This window comes from Rhodoferax sp. GW822-FHT04A08 (assembly GCF_058801025.1).
On sequence record NZ_JBXAMW010000008.1, the window covers coordinates 21377 to 39202 of the forward strand.

The window sequence follows — 17826 nt, forward strand, 5'->3', positions numbered from 1 at the left end:
CCTGCATCTCAGATGCATATTGGTGACATGGGGCTTTAGTTCTGTAGATGACTTCCCACTTCGGCTCTTGAAGATATGTATCTTTATTATCACTATCAAGCTCATTTCAAAATTAGCAGGTGAGTGATGTCAAATTTACTATTTTCACACAATAGGAATGTGTTCATCAATCGACTTTTCAAATGGTGCAGCCGTGAGGTGACCACTTCAGACCATTCTATATTCATCGCTTCACTCAAAGATGAACTTCGCAATCTGCCCTTTGATGAACTTGTCAACGTTCTGGAAAGAGGCTCGGTTCTTGTTCGCCTTGATGCAATTGCCAATAACACGTTTTGTACCGATGACGTTCTCATTGAAGGCACATGCAACTGTGACTCCTTGGACATTGATCTCGAAGAGGCCGGATATGAATGGATATTTTCATTCTCGAAATATCATCCACTGATTATTACTGATGATGATCGTGATGAAGCTGCATGTGAAGGCTTCATTTATCCCGAACTTATTGGTTTCTCCCAAAAACAAGTTCTATGGTTACTTTTTGAATCTATTGACTACGATGCCTGTTGGGAGCTAGATGAGTCTTACTCTTTGTATTGGACCGGGTAATCCCGGCAGCATTGGCGTTTGGCACTGAACATATGTGCAGCTTTGACTTCCAGTACGCCAAGATGGACACACTTTTTTTAATTAACCTAAACAGAACTAGTTCATAATGAAAACTACAAAAAATATTTTGCAATGGTGCGGTAATCGGGGAGTCTGGATTGAACCCGACGCAATAGTCTGGCACTGGGAAGCTGGGACATTGTGGCTGGCTGCTATTGACCAGTCAGATGACAGTGACCTGGAAAACACACCAGTTGGCTTTGTCGAAGTCGTGCACACACACCGGCGCGACGGAACTTCTATTGCTGTGTTTGAAGTGGACAGTGAAATTCCCATTGGGGAAGCTCCTGCAGTACTTCAGCAGAAGTACAACAAATACATCACTGAAAAAAAGGCTGCTCAGGCCGAGCGTTTGACCGAGGTATTCAGGCTGGCTCGCAGTTCAAAAGTCAGCAATTTTGGTTATCAAATTGTTGAACTTTCAGCCGTACTTGCAGTGGGTCTGTCCAAAGAGGATGTCGAGCGGTGCTAGAGGATGGCTGCACAGGAAACTGAAGGGGAAATGGTTGACGAGCTTGATTTGCTCAAATCCGTTTTGAGCGGCAATGTTTCCGCGTATAAGTATTACATGGAAGAGTAATATTTTGACGTGGATGCCTATTTCCCACTGCTTCACATTGCCACCATCGGTGGTTTTAGCGAGGTTGTAGACGCGCTTATTTCCGGTGGTGCAGATGTTGAACAGACAGATTCAAGGTCCAGTACAGCGTTGCATTACGCGGCCCATAGCAATATTCGTGACCCTGTCGTATTAGTAACTACTTTAATTGAAGCGGGCGCTGATGTCGATTCCATCGACTGTGATCAGCAGACTCCTCTTCTTATTGCAGCCATGAATGACAATACTGAAATTGGCCGCCTGCTTATTGACGCTGGGGCAGATATTGAGGCGGCAACCGAGTACGGTGAAACATCTCTGCAAGTTGCAGTGGAAGAGAACCATCTCCGGTTTGTCGAATTGATGATTTCAGCGGGCGCTGAACTGAACTTGAAAAATCGGTTTGGCGAAACTTCGCTCGCCCATGCCCGGCGGAAAGGTTTCACTGAAATTTGCGAAATTCTTACGTGCGCAGGCGCGACCGGCTCTGACTGACCGATGCATGATGCTTGGCGGAACTGCGCCTAACCTGGTGACCTTCTGTTCCCCAGGCATGAGCCATGGTCTGAGTGGAAATTGAAAACCGCCTCTGGTGCCCGCCGGAATGCAAGCGGTCTTAACTTAAACGACGCAGCTGTTCGCAGGAGCAATCGGAGGGGACAAGTTGACAACGAATGACTGCAGGCAGGAGAGTCGACTTGAAAAGTGGCCGTCTCTTCACGAACATTGGACGAAACCGCTGCCGCGGTAGTCTCCGAGCCAGCACGGTTTGCGCCTATCAGATTTGGCGCGTGTCGATGTAGTGAATTGAGGCAATTGGCCTCATTCACACAGAAGCACAGCCATGGAAACGTCAACCCAACCGGCATCTCCACTGCGTCAACGGAGGATATGCGTAAGCGCAAGCTCGCGCCCAAGACGCGGGACTGCTACGGTCCAATCAGCGCCAACACTCACCCAATACCCCTGCCAATAGTCCGGAGTGAATCTTGTATGCTCATACGACTTTAGCCAAAATAGCCATTACACACAAAGGAGTTGATATGCGGGTCACAGCAACGGAAGCCAAAAATCGTTTCGGTGCCATATGTGCTCAAGCGAAGCATGAGCCAGTGTTTGTTGAGAAGGATGGCCGCATTGACACAGTCATCTTGTCAGCAAAACAGTTTTCGAAAATGCAAGCCGCCCAAAGTACTGAGTCGGCTTCTCAGCGCAAAGCCAAATTCGAAGCGACTCACAGTGCCTGGCTTGCAGAGCAAAACAAGCGATTTGAGTCGAATGAACTTTGGTGCGACGACATGCGTGTCTGGTGATTTTTATGCAGTTTGACGTTCACGAGAACCCAAGTCCGCGCATGCGTGACGTCTATCCCTTTGTAGTAGATGTGCAAAGCAACTTGCTCGGCGCACTTGCTACGCGGATGGTTGTCCCACTTGCTGTCACAACCCTGGCCAAAAAAGACCTGCCACATTGACTGTGCCCATTGATCAAGATTGACATCAAATCGTTGATGCTGGTGCCATTTGAAGCTGCATCGCTTGACAAGCGCTTACTCAAAGAAAAAATTGTATCTGCATTGGAACAGTTGTACGAAATCATCGCCGCATTGGATTCCGTGCGGAGCGGTATTTAGGAATCGGCAGCCAGTCGTCCCTCGGGCGTATGGGCCTCAATTCCCAGAGACGCAAGAGATGTTCATGCGCAAGCAAATGAGGTTTTCCGAAGAATTCAAGATTGATGCTGTTTAGCAGGTAACTGAGCATGGGCACCGCGTAGCTCATGTAGTCGCCCAGTTCGATGAAAGCCAGCCCAGCTTGTATGACTGGATCAAGCGTTTTAGCAAACCTGCTGAGGCACGCGCAGCGCGGGACTTATAACCCTTTGCTCTCGGTTAACATCGTGATCGAATTGAGACTAACGTTCAATCAATCTGAATAAAAACATTACCACCATCAACCTTGGATACATAGATTTTCAGGTTGACGCATACAGGCGCACCGAGGGCACGGCCATCGCGTATATCAAAGCGACCGTTGTGCTTGGGGCATTCGATGACATGCTCCATCACAAGACCGTCGCACAAATGCACATGCTCGTGGGTGCAAAGTCCGTCAGTGACATAGACCTTATCGTTGAAACGGTAAATCGCATACGTGTGGCCAGAATGGTCAAAGCGGATAACGTCTTCCTCTTCAATATCATCAAACGCACAGGCAGGAATCCATTGGCTCATGGTTTATCTTTCATAACGGTAATTAGACAGCGGACTTAGGAAGGGTGCGGGTTGCAAAGTAGTATGGGTCGCTCAGCTGTCTCCACATTGAAGGCAGTATTTCCCGATAGGCCTCGATCGAGCTTTGGAAAGGGGGCGGGCAGTCGGCCTTGATGACATCATGGAGTTTGGGCAATTGATGGTATGGCACCATTGGGAACATGTGGTGCTCGATGTGGTAATTCATGTTCCAGTACATGAAACGCAGCAATGGGTTCATGTAGACAGTTCGGCTGTTGAGACGGTGATCCAGCACATTTTCCGGCAGCCCGGCATGCTGAGTAAGACCAGTGTAGTTGTAAAACCATGCGCCCAGCATCCCTGGCAGCAGGCCTAAAAAAAGCACTGGAAGCCAGCTATGCAAGGCAATACCGCTGCCTAGAATGGTGGCGTACGCCAGCACCCACAGGCGTGCCTCTCGCACCATTCGGCGCCACTCCATCTCAGGGACAAAGGTTTTTTCGTCCGCGCTAATTTTACCAATCGCGTTATACAACACTGCCAACAATTCCTTGGGACCGTGCTTTATGGCGAATACATTCAGTAGGGTTCCAACCAAATCAATTGGTACAGGCGCAGCTATCTCAGGGTCTCGACCAGTTATTAAGGTGTCAGTGTGGTGACGTGCATGGCTCCAGCGCCATCTCGTCGGGCGACGCAGAACCTGAAAAGAGGCGCATTGGTATAGCACGTCATTGAGCCAACGTGTCTTGAATGCAGTTCCGTGACTAGACTCGTGCCAGCGGCTGTCGGCCGGACCGCAATACAGGGTGGCATAAACAAAGTAAGCGGCAAACAAGGTAGCTGCACTCCAACCAGCATTCCAGCCATACGCGAACAACGCACCGGCACTGAGAATGAGCGTGTACCAAAGTGCCGTGTCACGAATTGCGTGGACATCATCGCGTTGCATCAGACCTTTCATCACTTGGCGAGGTACAGAGCATTTATACCAATCGGCATTAACCAGTTTGGCCGCCATCGCCCGTTCGCCCACCCCTCCTATAAGTTGATAGTCATCGCGGGTGCGGGGGGTGATTTGGTGTGTCATAGAAGAAGTATTCATGAATGCGGTTTCCTATTGAATTAGGTCTTGTGTACGTTCCCTCTCGGAGAACACCTTTTGAATAGTGGCTGAAATAGCGCGCGCCAGTTGCGCATGTGCATCAGCGTCAAGATGGATTCCATCCAAACCGCTTACCTCACAATGGTCTCCGGCGTGCAGAACCTGCACACCCTTTCGCAACGCAAGCTTTGAGAATTCCGTGGAAAGCATCTGTGATATTCCTTGTCCGCCAGCAAAAATTTCACGAAAGAACCCCACTTCACGAATCGGAGCGGGCGTAACCACCAGGATGTAAGGGTGACTATCTTCAGGCGGCGTGTTTGCGAGAGCAACGTCGACTAACGAAGACACGCCTTCGCCAATCCGCTCGGGCGTGGCCATGAACCTGGCTTTCAGGTCGTTAGTACCCAACATGATGACAATCGCGTCCACCGGTCGGTGACTCTGGAGACAGGCCTCCCAGTAACGCAACGCATTGCGGTTCTTTCCCTCTTCGGGATCGTCGAAGGAGCTGGTGCGCCCCGGAAGCCCTTCTTCGATTACCCACCAACCTCCTCCCAACGCAGCTTGCACTAGGCCAGGCCACCGCTGACCAAAGCTGTAACGAGACACCTCATCTCTGGAGTGCATGGGAACGGTACCGTGGGTGTTGGAGTCACCAAAACACAAAAGACTCTTCATAGCAGGGACTTAAGCCGTGTTGATGGGTTGGCCAACACTTCTGCACTGGCAAATGTGTCGCGTTCTACCAGCACTCGGGCAATTTTCAATTCCCTTGCGATACGAACAGTCAATCCCCAACCGCACGCACCCACAATCCTACTGTTGTCATCTAGATAGAAGATGATCAGATCTCCTTCTTCCTGTTCACGCGCTACCGAGATAACTCCTGCAGAAGGTTCACCACTGACCTGCAATTGATAGTCATATTGATCTGACCAAAACCAGGGTTTTTCAGTAAGAGCGACTTGACCACCTATCAGATTTTGCGCAACAACGCGTGCTTGTGACTCTGCGTTTTGCCAACTCTCATGCCGCATCAAAACTCCCGAAATCGAACTTGGAAATTCAGCAACATCACCAGCCGCAAAAATATTGGCTACATTGGTGCGGAGTTGGCTATCTACAAGAATGCCTCGTACAACTCGAACTCCCGCAGCCCGAGCAATGCCCACACAAGGCTCGATACCAATGCCCAACACCACGGTGTCGGCTACCACCGTCGTGCCATTTGACATAGCCAATGCCAATTTATCGCCGTCTTGTGTGATGTGTGTTGGACTTACATTGGAGTACAACCTTACGCCTCTGGACTCATGCAAAACCTTGACTCTCTCAGCAATGGGCGACGGTACGGCTCTACTCATTAGCTGAGAGCCTCGTTCGAAGAGGGTCACCTCACAGTTCAGCTTGCGCGCTGATGCTGCCACCTCCAAGCCAATAAAACCGCCACCAATAATGACGATGTGTTGACCAGCCTTCAGCCGCTCGGCCAGACGCAATGCATCTTCCTTGCCGCGTAATGTCAGTACACCAGGCAGGTTCCCTCCGGATATGTCAAGTCGCCTGGGACTACCACCATTTGCGAACAGCAATGCGCCATAACCGACTCGTTCGCCGGTGGATAGCTGGGCACTGTTACTTGCTGTGTCGATGGACAACACTGATGCAAAACGGCGGGTTACTGTGAGCCTCTCTAAAGTCTGCGAGGTCATGAAGTCAAGCTCGTCTAAACGCTTTGTACCAGTTAGAACATCTTTTGAAAGCGGCGGCCGCTCGTAGGGCAAACTGGATTCGTTACCAACCAAGTCAATCCGTCCGGCAAAGCCAAATTCGCGCAAATACTGCGCGCTCCGTCCTCCGCAATGGCCTGCGCCCACGATGAGAATAGAGCTGTGTTCTGATGAGTCCATGGTACTTTAATAGTCTTATGTAGGAAATTGGACTAAACCAAAGTCGACGATTTGGAATACGTTCGTTCCGCAGCTTCTAGCGTATTGACCAGAAGCATGGCGATCGTCATGGGCCCTACACCACCAGGTACTGGGGTGATGTAGCCCGCCACCTGGCTGACACCTGCGTAATCCACATCGCCGCACAGCTTGCCTTCGTCATTGCGGTTCATGCCCACGTCCAGCACCACGGCGCCGGGCTTTACCATGTCGGCGGTCAGTACATTGCGCTTGCCCACGGCAGCCACTATTACATCGGCTTGCAGCGTCATTTCCTTGAGGTTGGCGGTGGCGCTGTGGCAGATGGTGACGGTGGCGTTTTGCGCCAGCAGCATCATGGCCATGGGTTTGCCAACGATGTTGCTGCGCCCAATTACGACCGCGTGTTTGCCACGCAAGTTGTAGCCAATGCTCTCCAGCATCTTCATGCAGCCATACGGTGTGCAGGGCCAAAAGCCTGGCTGTCCGACCATCAGGGCTCCGGCACTCGACACATGAAAGCCATCCACATCTTTGTCCGGGGAAATGGCTTCAATCACCTTGTGGGCATCCATGTGGGAGGGCAACGGCAGTTGCACCAGAATGCCATGGATGCTGTGGTCGTGATTGAGCGCATCGATGCGCTCCAGCAGTTCGGCTTCGGTCATGGTCGCGGGGTAACGCTCCAATACGGAGTGCAGACCGGCATCGCCACAGGCCTTGACCTTGTTGCGAACATACACCTGCGAGGCCGGATTTTCTCCAACCAGCACGACCGCCAGGCCGGGAGTCAGGCCGCATTGGGTCAGCGCGGCGGTGCGGCGGGCGACGTCTGTGCGGGTATTGACGGAGAGGGCGTTGCCGTCGATGATCTGTGCGGCAAATGAGGAGCACACTTGCATCATCTGAACACCACCGTGCGGTGCCCATTGAGCAGCACGCGATGCTCGGCATGCCACTTCACTGCGCGGGCTAACACCTGGCTTTCGGTGTCGCGGCCAATAGTGGTGAGATGTTCAGGCCCCATAGCGTGATCGGCACGCGCCACATCTTGCTCAATGATGGGCCCCTCGTCCAAATCTGCAGTGACGTAGTGCGCCGTAGCACCAATCAGTTTTACGCCCCGATCGTGGGCTTGATAGTATGGCCGGGCGCCCTTGAAGCTAGGAAGGAAGCTGTGATGAATATTGATGGCGCGGCCGTTGAGCGCACGGCACATGGAATCAGACAACACCTGCATATATCGCGCGAGCACCACCAGCTCAGCTCCTTCCGCGTGCATCAGATCTAGTTGACGTGCTTCCGCCTCAGCCTTAGTCGCGGCGGTGACGGGGATATGATGAAAAGGAATGTTGTAGCTTGCAGCAAGTTGGTAGAACTCGCGGTGGTTGCTGATGATTCCGCGTATTTCCACCGGCAGCAAGCCGCTCTTCCAACGGAACAACAAATCATTGATGCAGTGCCCGTGCTGGCTGACCATAATGATGGTTGGTATGCGGCGATCAACCCGGTGCAATGAGAGCTGCATGGACCAGGTTTGCGCCAGGTCTTGCAAGGCGGTGTGCACCGTCTCTTCGGCGCTCCCGTCGCATGCGAATTGCACACGCATGAAAAATAGGCGGGTGGCTTGGTCATTGAATTGAGCTGCCTCCTCAATGTTGGCACCATATTGATACAGCAAGCCCGATACTGCGTGGACAATTCCTGGCGCATCTGGGCAAGACAGTGTTAGAACAAAAGAGGTCAGCATATAAATATTTCTTCGTTTATTAGTGAGTTGAAGGGTTTAATCACCGGAAGTAATGCGCGCGCAGTAAACTGCCTGGGCGAGTACCAAGGCTGCAGATGTACCTTGCATACCGATGCCCAATTCGGCCACGGTCAAGTGGGCGTTCGGGGCGGGTAGAGCAACGTCCTTTAGGTGATCAGCTACGACCACAATCGCTAGACCATGGCGCTCCGCCATGGTTATCGCATCTAGGTATCCCTTGCTGTACAACATCAGCGATATGAATAGAATTGCATCGCCAACCCTAAGCAACCGTTCATATTGATGGGTGCCGCTTTCCATTCCCTTTTGTTGAACTTCTAAGCCGGCCAATCGCAATAGCTCTGCGTAGCACTTCGCAATCTGTCCGGTTTCGTCCGTGCAAAGTATCCAGACAGTTTTAGCGTGCCGCAACGCGTTCACAGCTGAAAGCAATGCCTGATCTTTCCAGGTAGCTTCCAACCGGGAAATGGAGCGTCTGCAGTAGCCCATGACGGATTCTGCTCGATGCGCATTTATGCACTCAGATTTGATGAATGTGTTTGTACTACTCTGCGACACCAAGAAGGCCATTTTGAAGTCCAGATAGCCACGAAAGCCGTAACGCTTTGCCAGACGCACCACGGTGGCCGGATTGGTATCACATTCCTGTGCTACATCCTGAATACGGCATAGGTGCAGGCGTCGTGCATGCGCCAGACAATACTTGGCTACCGCCCTAAGCCTTGGGCTCAAGCTGGGCAAGTCCAGATTGAGGCGGGACTCCAGACGGCTTGGCTCAGCAATGTTTGGCGCTGCCAAATCCCACCAGGTGGGGTGTGGGTTCACCAAGGACTGATGCAATGCAATGGATGCGGTGGGCATAGTCTGCGTATTGCAAGTTATAGGGGTGGCTTAGGACTGAACAGGCTTGCCATCCTTGAGCGTCACAGGCGCACCAGTCTGGTGAGAAAGTGTGGCCGCTTCGGCAACTGCGAGCGCATTGACGCCGTCCTTCAGTGTCACGGGTATGGCCACGCCGGATTCCATGGATGCGACAAAGGCCTGCCACTCGGCTTCATAGGCGCGCATGTAGCGCTCCAGGAAGAAGAACTCGGGTTTTGCACTGGTGGCTCCAAGCGTGGTGAGTTTAGTGACTGTGTTCTCAATCACGTTGCCAGCTGAAAGCAAGCCCTCGGAACCTAGCAGTTCCACTCGCTGGTCATAGCCGTATACGGCGCGACGACTGTTCTTAATGACCGCAATTCGGCCGTCGGCAAACCGCAAAGTGATAACTGCGGTGTCTACGTCTCCAGCCAGGCCAATGGCCGGGTCCACGATACTCGATCCCACCGCCGACACGCTGGCCGGCAATTCCCCAAAAATCCAGCATGCCATGTCGAAGTCATGGATGGCCATGTCACGGAACAGACCGCCCGAAACATTGATATAAGACACAGGTGGTGGTGAGGGATCGAAAGAGGAAATTGACAACAGCTCTCCTTGGCCGATTTCGCCTGCGTCAAAGGCGCGTTTGAGTGCAGCAAAGTTGGGATCAAATCGGCGGTTGAAGCCGATCATGACGGGGCGTCCTGTGGCGGCCACTGCGACCTGACACGCTAAAGCACGTTTCAAATCCAGATCAACCGGCTTTTCACACAACACCGCTTTGCCTGCAGCTGTGGCGGCTTCAATTAGATTGGAGTGGGTGTCGGTTGATGTTGCAATCAGCACGGCATCTATTGAAGCATCGGCGATGATGTCTTGCGTGGAGCGGGCCACAGCGCCACAGGTGGCGGCGAGCCTTTCAGCGGCGGCCATATTGACATCAGAGATGGCAACCAACTGGCAATTGGCATGCCTAGTAATACTCTTCGCGTGCACATTGCCAATACGCCCAGCACCTAAGAGACCAATTTTCAACATTTGTAGTATTCCTTTGGAGGATGAAAGAGTAGGTGATTCAGGGAAATAAACAGGATGAATTTCCTGTTTCTATTGTTAGGAGTCCAGCTGCGATAGAAATGATTCGAATTCTGCGTCGCTAATGGGTACGCAGTGCTCAGGTGCTGGATAGTGACCATCGTTTACATCCGCGATAAATTCCTTGAAGGCGGAAATGCGTTCCAGCTGCAGGCGCTGAAACTCTGCTGCAAAGTTGCGGTAAGTTTTTCCGTGGCGGGGCTTATGACCTGCGGTGTGGCCTAAAACGTCTTCACTGAACAGGTACTGTGCGTCAGCGTGGGGCCCTGCCCCCATACCCAGCATGATCATGGAGGTGTTCTTGGTGATAAATTCCGCTACCCGGTCTGGAACCACTTCCAGCTCTGCACCAAAACAACCAATAGCCTCTAGTCGCTGCACATGCTCCCACACCATTCTGGCACTGGCAGCTGTCTTTCCCACTGCCTTGAATCCACCGGTCCAAGTGCATTGGGATGGTATCAACCCAACGTGTGCAACCACTGGCACTGCGTTGTCGCATAGGGCTTTTTGTATGTCCAGCGAAGCCGCACAGTAAACACAATCGCCGCCAATGCGCATATAGCGATAGGCCTCTCTCAGATAGTCTTCTGCACTGATCAAGTTGCCGTACGGGCCATAGGGTAGTCCCACCTGCACAAAGCAGTTTCCTGCTGCAGAACGCATTTCAGGGTTGAAGAACCTACCCTCAATGGAGAGCACATGGATACCGGCAGCCGCTGCCGCGGCGGCCTCTTCGGTAGTAGTGACATAGAGCATGGAGATTTTTTCCCCACACGCTTTCATCGCGCGTATGTCTGCAACAGTAGGACGTTTGTGATACATGAGTAACTCCTCAATGAAAAATGGTGAAGGCACCGCGAAATGCCTCAAGTGCGGACTCGGGATCTCCCGATGCAAAGGCTTCCATACCAACGGGGCCTCGGTATCCCATAGCGAACAAAGCCCGCGCAATGCCGGCGTAATTGATCTCTCCAGTGCCTGGCTCCATGCGGCCCGGCACATCGGCCACCTGCACCTCGCCAATCCATGGCATACAGCGGCGGCACAGCTCTACCAGATTGCCCTCTCCAATTTGGGCGTGGTAAAGGTCCAGATTTAGGCGCAGGCGAGGGTGATTGACGGAAGACACCAAAGCCAACGTGTCTTCTGCCCGCCCAAAGGGCACACCGGGATGGTCCACCGGCAGGTTCAGGTTTTCCAGCGTAAAAGTCACTCCTTCCTCTTCTGCCAAATCGGCAATGCGTACTAATGTCTCGCACGCCTTCAGCCACATAGATCCGGTAGTCAGGTGGCACGGTATTACTGGCAAGCCGCCATCGCCCAAGCCAGTACCATGCAGGTTCAACCGAGCCACGCCCAGGCGTTTTCCAACCAGCGCGGTTTCACGCGCGGTGCGCAACAGTTCCGTTGCGCCTTCCTCATCAGTCAACCTCCCGCGCAGGTAGCCGTTCATGATGGAGAATGTGGCGCCCGACTTTTCCAGCATGGCAAGGTCGTGCTCGGGCCAGTTCCACAGACCAACCTGAAATCCCATTTCTGTGAGGCGTTTGATACGCCATTCCATGGGTTTGTCACGCCACAGCATTTCGGCGCAGGCTGCAAGAGTGAAAGCGTTGGACATGTGGGTATTCAGACTTCTATATAGATGCGGCCGTTTTCGACCTTGGTGGAAAAGGTTTTCAAGTTGACGCAAGCCGGTGAGCGCCGTGCCTCTCCCGTGCGGTAGTCAAATGCACCGCTGTGCTTGGGGCACTCTATTTCGTGGTCCATTACCAGTCCGTCGGCCAGGTGAACCTTTTCATGCGTGCACAGGCCAGATGTGCAATAGAACTGGTCATCAGGGCTGCGATAGATCGCGAAGGTTTGACTTGCGTGATCGAAGCGGATGACTTCCTCTAGCTCTATTGCGTCGGTATCGCAGGCGCTAATCCATTGGGGCATGCTTTTCTCTCCTTTGTGGCTCTACTGCGCGTTGAGTTTGGCGCGTTTTTTGGCAAATCGTTCCTGCATGCGAGCCTCACCTTCTGGTGAGCCGTCGTGCCATGTACCAAACAGCAAATCGAGCGGGACGAGTTGGTCCCCCCCGTAGTTGACCTCGAAATGTTTGTGATGCAAGTAGTGGGCGTATGCGTGGCTTTTGAAGGACTTGTCTTCTGAGACCTTCACTTTGTCAAAACCAATGTGACCATTCAGCGCACCAAAGCCGGCTACGTGCAGTGCAAATAGCGCCACGATTGGGTTGGACGGAATCAGCAAGTACCAGAGCGCGACTGCGTGGTACAAGAAGGCCTCCACCGGGTGCATCGAGAGTGAAGACCATGGTGTCGGGTTGACCGAGTTGTGGTGGATGGCGTGAATCCACTTGTAACCCAGACGTGTGTGAATGGCAGTATGGATGCAGAAAAAGTGTGCCTCGTGAATGGCCGGCACCAGCAGCACGGTGATTGCCAGCCAGTAGGGGTGCTCGGACCACAACAGCCAGGGAGCGTATCCATTGGCAAAGCACCACAGCATGAATACTTCCACCACAGTCCACAAAGGGATGGAGATTAGAAAGCTGCGCAGAAAGTTGTCGATGTTCTGGCTTTTGAACCAGAACACATCGGATGGGTTGTCAGCCGGAAATTTGCCGTTGTATTTAAAGGCCGTTCCTTGCTCGCGCCGCACATAGAGCTGCCATTCGAAATAGCCGTAAAACATGAAAATGGCAAACGCATTGACAGCATAAAGGCGCAATGCCCAGCCCCACTGCACAACCTTCATTGTTTGAACATCTGGCACCACGAAATACCAGTAAGCCAGCGCAGTAGCCATATGGAAGGCATTCCATGGCCAGATATATGAGACCAACCAGTGCAGGATTTTGTGCAGGTTCAATGGCCGAACCCACACGGGCGCAGCCTCTAGTGCAGCATAGGGAGCCCAGTCCCCGCGCCTATTACGCTTACCTAATTGTGTGTCGTCCATGTCCATTCCTTTACGGCTTTGGTTGTCCCGGTGACTTATCGCCATGGGACCTGTCCACTGAATCTGTCAGTCCGATATTGCAACCGGGTGCACAGAAGGTTGATTTTTTTGGAAATTCCCCTTGAAACAATTTGCTATCAAATTCGCAATTTCGAAGAAAATTTCCAATTGACACATCATTACACAGGTAAATTTCAATTTCTCTGAGGGTTTTCACTAACTGACATGTTTTTGCTACCAGGTGCATTGTGCGCAAATTTGCAGCAGATAGGCGTTGTCTCCTGAAATGCCCGTGCCGGGCCGCAATCCACCTGAGAATAGATACTTGGCAGAAAATGGGGACGCAGCCGCAAGTTCAGCAGCACGATGGATATGAACAAAGAGAAACCAAATAAAAAGGTTACTGCCACTGATGTGGCCGAACGCGCAGGCGTTTCCAAATGGACCGTATCGCGCGCATTCACTGACGGCGCCTCCATCGCACCCGCTGTTCGCGAGCGTATCCGCCGGTTGTCTACCGAAATGGGTTACTCCCCAAATCTGCTAGCGCGTAGTCTGTCCACCCGCACCAGCGGCCTGATCGCACTGGTTGCAGACGAACTGGGCAACCCAAACCAGCTGCGCACCCTCAACGAGGCCACCCGACAATTGCAGGCGCGGGGACTGAGCACCCTTCTGCTCAACGTCAGCCCGGAGTACAGCCCGACTACGGCGCTGCGCCTAGCCGATCAGTTCCAGGTGGACGGCATCATCTTCATGGGCACCACGCTGACCCACGCGCTGGTTGAGTTGGCCCGGCACATCAAGCACATCCCGCTGGTGGTGATCCAGCGCTACAGCGGGTTGGCTGATATCCCATTTGTCAGCACCGATGGATATGCTGCGGGCACCGAAATAGCCGACCTGTTCATGGCCGAGGGCTACCGGCGTATCGGCTACATGGCCGGCCCCCTATCCGAGCGCACCGAGCTGCGCCGAATGGAGGGATTTCGCGACCGGTTACAGGCCTGTGGCATTGCCCTGGGGCCAGTGATCGAAACCGCACACTACCGGCGCGAACAAGGTATGCAGGCGCTGCAGCGCTACTTGGAATCCACCCCACGCGAGCAGCGTCTGGAGGCGCTGTTTTGCGAGAGCGATATCCTGGCTATTGGTGCCATGGATGCGCTGGTGGCGGCCAACGCGCAGCGCAAGATCGCCATCGTGGGCTTTGACGATATTGAGATGGCTTCTTCCCCCAGCTACGAGCTGACAACCTTCCGCCAGCCAGTGGATTACTTGGTGCGCGAGGCGATTCGCCTAATAGTTGAGCCTCAAACTGCGCAAACCAAGGTGCCCATGGCACCCGGATCACTGGTGCTGCGGGCGTCACATCGCCGCCGAGACTAAACCCTTGCCCTCAAGGGAGCTTGCCCGGTTCGCCATCGGGTGCAATGCATCCGCCACCCAATGGAAATATTTATTCTTATCTAACGGCATTTAGAAATGAATTTACGGGAAAACACCTACAAACAGCTGCGTTTTTCTTGGCTAAAGTCAATGCACCCGGTTGCAATTCAAAGGCAGTTCGGCCACAAGTATCGGTTTACAGCATTTTTTCAACCCAAGTTGCCCCCACAGAGGAGATAGACATGACATCCCTTAACCGCGTATTCAAGCTGGCCGCCTTGGCCGTCATTGCCGCAACCACCGCTTCGGCATCCCTGGCAGCAGGCCCCAAGATCTTTGTGATCGGCGGTAAGGCAGACGACCCATTTTGGTCAAAAGTAAAAAAGGGCGCAGACGATGCGGCCTTGGTAGTCAAGGCATCGGGAGGCAGTGTGACTTGGTTAGGCCCACAAAATTACGACAACTTGGGCGCAGATGCCGCCAAGCTGATTCGCACGGCATTGAGCCAAAAACCCGATGCAATTGTTGGCCCGGACTGGGTACCTGAGGCAATGGATGCCGCTTTCAAAGAAGTGGTGGCTGCCGGTGTACCCCTGATCATTTACAACTCTGGCGGCATGGACGCGGTCAAGCGCCTAGGCGCGCAGAATTATGTGGGGAATGAAGAGTATGCCGCCGGCGTAGGTGGAGGAGAATACTATGGATCTCACGGCTCCAAGAACGTACTGTGTGTGAACACGCTGCCTGGTGCGAACAATACCGAAGCGCGTTGCAAAGGAGTCGCAGACGGCATCGCAAAGATCAGTGGCAAGTCCTCACAGCTGCCTCTGCCCTCATCGAGCTTTGGCAATCCAACTGCCGTAGCACAAGCCATTAAGGCTGCTCTACAAAAGGACAAGACCATTGATGGCGTGATCACTATTAGTGCTGGTGATGCTAACAGCGCCGCCACCGCTATCAACCAAGCTGGAGTTGTCAAACAGGTCAAGCTTGCGGCCTTCGATATGGATGCAACCAATTTGCAGCGCATCAAGGAAGGAACCCAGCTCTTCTGTATCGACCAGCAGCCCTACCTCCAGGGTTTCCTTTCCGTGTCCATGCTTAACAGTTATGTGCAATACGGCCTCAAGGTGGCGACGTCGCCAATTTTGACTGGACCAGGCATTGTTGACGCCTCCAACGTGTCTGCCACATTGGCTGGCGCAGCGGCTGGCGCACGCTAATCCTTCTAGGCTGACGAGCCAGCCTTAAAGCTGGTTCGTTGCGCGCTTAGCGGACAAGTTCCCACTCTTCCTACTTTGGAAACACGATTTCCCATGAACTCGAATCATTTCTCGGCCCCGGCCACAAGCACATCGGCGAAAGTAAGCGCCGATACGCCCAAGGTATCCCTGGGCAACTTGTTTAGACGCCCTGAGACGGGGTCGTTCATCGGCCTACTGTCAGTCTTCGTATTTTTTACGATTTTTGGCGGCCAAACATTTCTAACAATCAGCGGTGCTGCCAGTTGGCTGAACGTTGCCGCTGAATTGGGCATCATTGCCCTGCCGGTTGGCCTTCTGATGATTGCCGGCCACCTCGACCTGTCTGTCGGCAGCGTGATTCCGGCAAGTTCCATGACCATCGCCATCGTCTCTGGCCACTACGGCTTGCCCTTGCCGGTAGGTATTGCAGCATCTCTTGGTTTGGGTCTAGCCGTCGGTTTTCTTAACGGCTATCTGATTGTACGAACCGATCTGCCTTCGTTTGTGGTGACCTTGGGAACATTGTTTGCAGTGGCTGGTCTGACTTTGGGTCTCTCTGTGATTTTGGCGGGAAGCACCAGCGTGGCTTTGAAGAGCGACCCCATAAGCAAGATGCTTTTTGGCGATTTCATTGACGGCAAGTTTGAGGTGATCCTGCTTTGGTGGCTTGCCGCCATGGTGTTGGTAGATTTCATCCTGAGCCACTCCAAATATGGCAACTGGATTCTGGCTTTGGGTGGCGACAAAATAAGCGCCCGAAATGCTGGCATTCCGACGGAAAAACTCAATATCGCGCTCTACATGGGCAGCGGGGTCTGCTCCGCCTTTGTTGGCATGTGCCAAGCCATACTCTATAACAGCGCCCAGGTTTCGGCAGGACAATCATTCATCTTCAACTCCATCATTGCGGTGGTAATTGGTGGAGTTATGCTGACCGGTGGCTACGGTTCGGCAATTGGCATCGTTCTTGGCACCATGACCTTCGCCATTGTGAATCAAGGCATCTACTACACCGGCTTCGATGCCAACTGGGCCAGTTTGATTATCGGCGTGCTGCTGCTGGCTGCTGTGCTCCTGAACAACACCTTCCGCACCATGGCGCTGACCCACGCCACACCACGTGCAAAAGCGAAAGAAAGCAAATGACCACGCCACTGCTCAAACTCTCGGGAATCAACAAGTCCTTTGGCCCCATCGACGTTTTGCATGACATCAATCTGGAAGTCAATGCAGGCGAGATACTCTGCCTTCTTGGTGACAACGGTGCGGGTAAATCGACCCTGATACGTATTTTGTCTGGTGTGCACAAACCCACTACAGGCGAACTGCTGATTAATGGAAGACCCATGCACTTCAATACTCCACGCGACGCCAGCGACAACGGTATCGCCACTGTGCACCAGTTCGGAGGAACTTTTCCGCTCATGAGCATAGGTCGCTCCTTCTTCGTGGGGGCTGAGCCGACAAAGCGTTGGGGACCCTTTGAAGTTTTTGATCGAAAGAAAGCGAACGATATTGCCGTGCGCGAGATGCGTCAACTCGGCATCACACGTATCGACGACGGCGACCGATTGGTTGGCGGACTATCCGGAGGCGAAAGACAGGCCCTAGCCATCGCTCGAGCTGTGCACTTTGGCGCGAGCGTGCTGATTCTGGACGAGCCCACGGCTGCACTCGGTGTTAAGGAGGCCGCTCACGTATTGCGTATCGTTCTGCAAGCTCGCAAGAAAGGCGTAGCGGTAATTTTCATTACCCACAACGTGATCCACGCACTCACCGTGGGTGACCACTTTGCAGTGCTTATCCGGGGAGCTAAAGCTGCCGATTTCCGCAAGGGTGAGAGGTCTCGTGCTGAAGTGACCGACCTGATGGCCGGTGGTGAGGCCATGGCCGAGCTTGAAGCAGAGATAGAAAGCCACCTGTAGAGCGTAGTCATGCCGATGATTTATGTCAT

Annotated in this window: 20 protein-coding genes and 1 pseudogene; 9 read left to right on the forward strand and 12 right to left on the reverse strand. The window is 53.0% G+C overall.

Going from position 1 to position 17826, the window contains the following annotated elements:
* Positions 1–198: 198 nt before the first annotated feature.
* The 5 genes and pseudogenes from AC1RMF_RS15910 to AC1RMF_RS15930 all read left to right on the forward strand — a co-directional run bounded on the left by AC1RMF_RS15910 (position 199) and on the right by AC1RMF_RS15930 (position 2903).
* Entirely contained in the window at positions 199–612 is a 414-nt protein-coding gene (locus AC1RMF_RS15910) for a hypothetical protein (protein ID WP_493142613.1), read from the forward strand.
* A gap of 106 nt (positions 613–718) precedes the next feature.
* Positions 719–1144: a hypothetical protein gene (locus tag AC1RMF_RS15915; protein WP_493142615.1), complete on the forward strand. Its 426-nt coding sequence runs from the start codon at positions 719–721 to the stop codon at positions 1142–1144.
* A gap of 117 nt (positions 1145–1261) precedes the next feature.
* On the forward strand, positions 1262–1765 hold the full coding sequence (locus AC1RMF_RS15920) for an ankyrin repeat domain-containing protein (RefSeq protein WP_493142617.1): 504 nt from the start codon (positions 1262–1264) through the stop codon (positions 1763–1765).
* Between the two features lie 548 nt (positions 1766–2313).
* Positions 2314–2583, forward strand: coding sequence for a type II toxin-antitoxin system Phd/YefM family antitoxin (locus tag AC1RMF_RS15925; protein ID WP_493142618.1), 270 nt, complete (start codon positions 2314–2316; stop codon positions 2581–2583).
* Between the two features lie 5 nt (positions 2584–2588).
* Positions 2589–2903 (forward strand): annotated as a pseudogene (locus AC1RMF_RS15930) (CcdB family protein).
* A 288-nt stretch (positions 2904–3191) separates the two neighbouring features.
* Here the strand turns inward: AC1RMF_RS15930 and AC1RMF_RS15935 are convergent.
* From AC1RMF_RS15935 to AC1RMF_RS15990, 12 genes are all read right to left on the reverse strand, one after another.
* A complete protein-coding gene (locus AC1RMF_RS15935; RefSeq protein WP_493142620.1) occupies positions 3192–3503 on the reverse strand; it encodes a MocE family 2Fe-2S type ferredoxin in 312 nt (103 codons plus the stop codon).
* Positions 3504–3525: 22 nt separating this feature from the next.
* Positions 3526–4608, reverse strand: coding sequence for a fatty acid desaturase family protein (locus AC1RMF_RS15940; protein ID WP_493142622.1), 1083 nt, complete (start codon positions 4606–4608; stop codon positions 3526–3528).
* A gap of 12 nt (positions 4609–4620) precedes the next feature.
* Entirely contained in the window at positions 4621–5289 is a 669-nt protein-coding gene (locus AC1RMF_RS15945) for an SGNH/GDSL hydrolase family protein (RefSeq protein WP_493142624.1), read from the reverse strand.
* A complete protein-coding gene (locus AC1RMF_RS15950) occupies positions 5286–6521 on the reverse strand; it encodes an NAD(P)/FAD-dependent oxidoreductase (protein WP_493142625.1) in 1236 nt (411 codons plus the stop codon). Before AC1RMF_RS15950 ends, AC1RMF_RS15945 begins: the two co-directional genes overlap by 4 nt.
* Before the next feature lie 32 nt (positions 6522–6553).
* Positions 6554–7441, reverse strand: a complete 888-nt coding sequence (gene folD / locus AC1RMF_RS15955; protein WP_493142628.1) for a bifunctional methylenetetrahydrofolate dehydrogenase/methenyltetrahydrofolate cyclohydrolase FolD — start codon at positions 7439–7441, stop codon at positions 6554–6556.
* The gene (gene purU, locus AC1RMF_RS15960; RefSeq protein WP_493142630.1) at positions 7441–8289 is read right to left on the reverse strand and encodes a formyltetrahydrofolate deformylase; all 849 of its coding nucleotides are present in this window, start codon (positions 8287–8289) and stop codon (positions 7441–7443) included. Before purU ends, folD begins: the two co-directional genes overlap by 1 nt.
* A 36-nt stretch (positions 8290–8325) precedes the next feature.
* Positions 8326–9171, reverse strand: a complete 846-nt coding sequence (locus AC1RMF_RS15965) for a MurR/RpiR family transcriptional regulator (RefSeq protein ID WP_493142632.1) — start codon at positions 9169–9171, stop codon at positions 8326–8328.
* Between the two features lie 30 nt (positions 9172–9201).
* Positions 9202–10212, reverse strand: a complete 1011-nt coding sequence (gene iolG / locus AC1RMF_RS15970; RefSeq protein WP_493142634.1) for an inositol 2-dehydrogenase — start codon at positions 10210–10212, stop codon at positions 9202–9204.
* Positions 10213–10287: 75 nt separating this feature from the next.
* Positions 10288–11094 carry a 3-methyl-2-oxobutanoate hydroxymethyltransferase gene (locus AC1RMF_RS15975; RefSeq protein ID WP_493142636.1) on the reverse strand — a complete coding sequence of 269 codons (807 nt, stop codon included), beginning with the start codon at positions 11092–11094 and terminating at the stop codon, positions 10288–10290.
* 10 nt (positions 11095–11104) lie between these two features.
* Entirely contained in the window at positions 11105–11893 is a 789-nt protein-coding gene (locus AC1RMF_RS15980) for a TIM barrel protein (protein ID WP_493142638.1), read from the reverse strand.
* Positions 11894–11901: 8 nt separating this feature from the next.
* Positions 11902–12213, reverse strand: a complete 312-nt coding sequence (locus AC1RMF_RS15985; protein WP_493142640.1) for a MocE family 2Fe-2S type ferredoxin — start codon at positions 12211–12213, stop codon at positions 11902–11904.
* Positions 12214–12234: 21 nt separating this feature from the next.
* Positions 12235–13245 (reverse strand): sterol desaturase family protein, encoded by a 1011-nt coding sequence (locus AC1RMF_RS15990; protein WP_493142642.1) that lies wholly within the window; start codon positions 13243–13245, stop codon positions 12235–12237.
* A gap of 366 nt (positions 13246–13611) precedes the next feature.
* Between AC1RMF_RS15990 and AC1RMF_RS15995 the strand changes: the two genes are divergently transcribed.
* The 4 genes from AC1RMF_RS15995 (at position 13612) to AC1RMF_RS16010 (ending at position 17797) form a co-directional block, all read left to right on the forward strand.
* Positions 13612–14628, forward strand: coding sequence for a LacI family DNA-binding transcriptional regulator (locus tag AC1RMF_RS15995; protein WP_493142644.1), 1017 nt, complete (start codon positions 13612–13614; stop codon positions 14626–14628).
* 242 nt (positions 14629–14870) lie between these two features.
* A complete protein-coding gene (locus AC1RMF_RS16000) occupies positions 14871–15851 on the forward strand; it encodes a sugar ABC transporter substrate-binding protein (RefSeq protein ID WP_493142646.1) in 981 nt (326 codons plus the stop codon).
* Between the two features lie 93 nt (positions 15852–15944).
* Complete coding sequence (locus tag AC1RMF_RS16005) at positions 15945–17018, forward strand: ABC transporter permease (RefSeq protein WP_493142648.1); 1074 nt, start codon at positions 15945–15947, stop codon at positions 17016–17018.
* The gene (locus AC1RMF_RS16010; protein WP_493142650.1) at positions 17015–17797 is read left to right on the forward strand and encodes an ATP-binding cassette domain-containing protein; all 783 of its coding nucleotides are present in this window, start codon (positions 17015–17017) and stop codon (positions 17795–17797) included. Before AC1RMF_RS16005 ends, AC1RMF_RS16010 begins: the two co-directional genes overlap by 4 nt.
* Positions 17798–17826: the final 29 nt, after the last annotated feature.

Excerpts from the sequence above, each read along its gene's own strand:
- AC1RMF_RS15940 (WP_493142622.1), bottom strand. The coding sequence starts at position 4,608 with ATGAATACTTCTTCTATGACACACCAAATCACCCCCCGCACCCGCGAT.
- AC1RMF_RS15990 (WP_493142642.1), bottom strand. The coding sequence starts at position 13,245 with ATGGACATGGACGACACACAATTAGGTAAGCGTAATAGGCGCGGGGAC.
- AC1RMF_RS15915 (WP_493142615.1), top strand. The coding sequence starts at position 719 with ATGAAAACTACAAAAAATATTTTGCAATGGTGCGGTAATCGGGGAGTC.
- AC1RMF_RS15980 (WP_493142638.1), bottom strand. The coding sequence starts at position 11,893 with ATGTCCAACGCTTTCACTCTTGCAGCCTGCGCCGAAATGCTGTGGCGT.
- AC1RMF_RS15995 (WP_493142644.1), top strand. The coding sequence starts at position 13,612 with ATGAACAAAGAGAAACCAAATAAAAAGGTTACTGCCACTGATGTGGCC.
- AC1RMF_RS15965 (WP_493142632.1), bottom strand. The coding sequence starts at position 9,171 with ATGCCCACCGCATCCATTGCATTGCATCAGTCCTTGGTGAACCCACAC.
- folD (WP_493142628.1), bottom strand. The coding sequence starts at position 7,441 with ATGCAAGTGTGCTCCTCATTTGCCGCACAGATCATCGACGGCAACGCC.
- AC1RMF_RS16005 (WP_493142648.1), top strand. The coding sequence starts at position 15,945 with ATGAACTCGAATCATTTCTCGGCCCCGGCCACAAGCACATCGGCGAAA.
- AC1RMF_RS16010 (WP_493142650.1), top strand. The coding sequence starts at position 17,015 with ATGACCACGCCACTGCTCAAACTCTCGGGAATCAACAAGTCCTTTGGC.
- AC1RMF_RS15935 (WP_493142620.1), bottom strand. The coding sequence starts at position 3,503 with ATGAGCCAATGGATTCCTGCCTGTGCGTTTGATGATATTGAAGAGGAA.
- AC1RMF_RS15945 (WP_493142624.1), bottom strand. The coding sequence starts at position 5,289 with ATGAAGAGTCTTTTGTGTTTTGGTGACTCCAACACCCACGGTACCGTT.
- AC1RMF_RS15950 (WP_493142625.1), bottom strand. The coding sequence starts at position 6,521 with ATGGACTCATCAGAACACAGCTCTATTCTCATCGTGGGCGCAGGCCAT.
- AC1RMF_RS15975 (WP_493142636.1), bottom strand. The coding sequence starts at position 11,094 with ATGTATCACAAACGTCCTACTGTTGCAGACATACGCGCGATGAAAGCG.
- AC1RMF_RS15985 (WP_493142640.1), bottom strand. The coding sequence starts at position 12,213 with ATGCCCCAATGGATTAGCGCCTGCGATACCGACGCAATAGAGCTAGAG.
- iolG (WP_493142634.1), bottom strand. The coding sequence starts at position 10,212 with ATGTTGAAAATTGGTCTCTTAGGTGCTGGGCGTATTGGCAATGTGCAC.
- AC1RMF_RS16000 (WP_493142646.1), top strand. The coding sequence starts at position 14,871 with ATGACATCCCTTAACCGCGTATTCAAGCTGGCCGCCTTGGCCGTCATT.
- purU (WP_493142630.1), bottom strand. The coding sequence starts at position 8,289 with ATGCTGACCTCTTTTGTTCTAACACTGTCTTGCCCAGATGCGCCAGGA.
- AC1RMF_RS15925 (WP_493142618.1), top strand. The coding sequence starts at position 2,314 with ATGCGGGTCACAGCAACGGAAGCCAAAAATCGTTTCGGTGCCATATGT.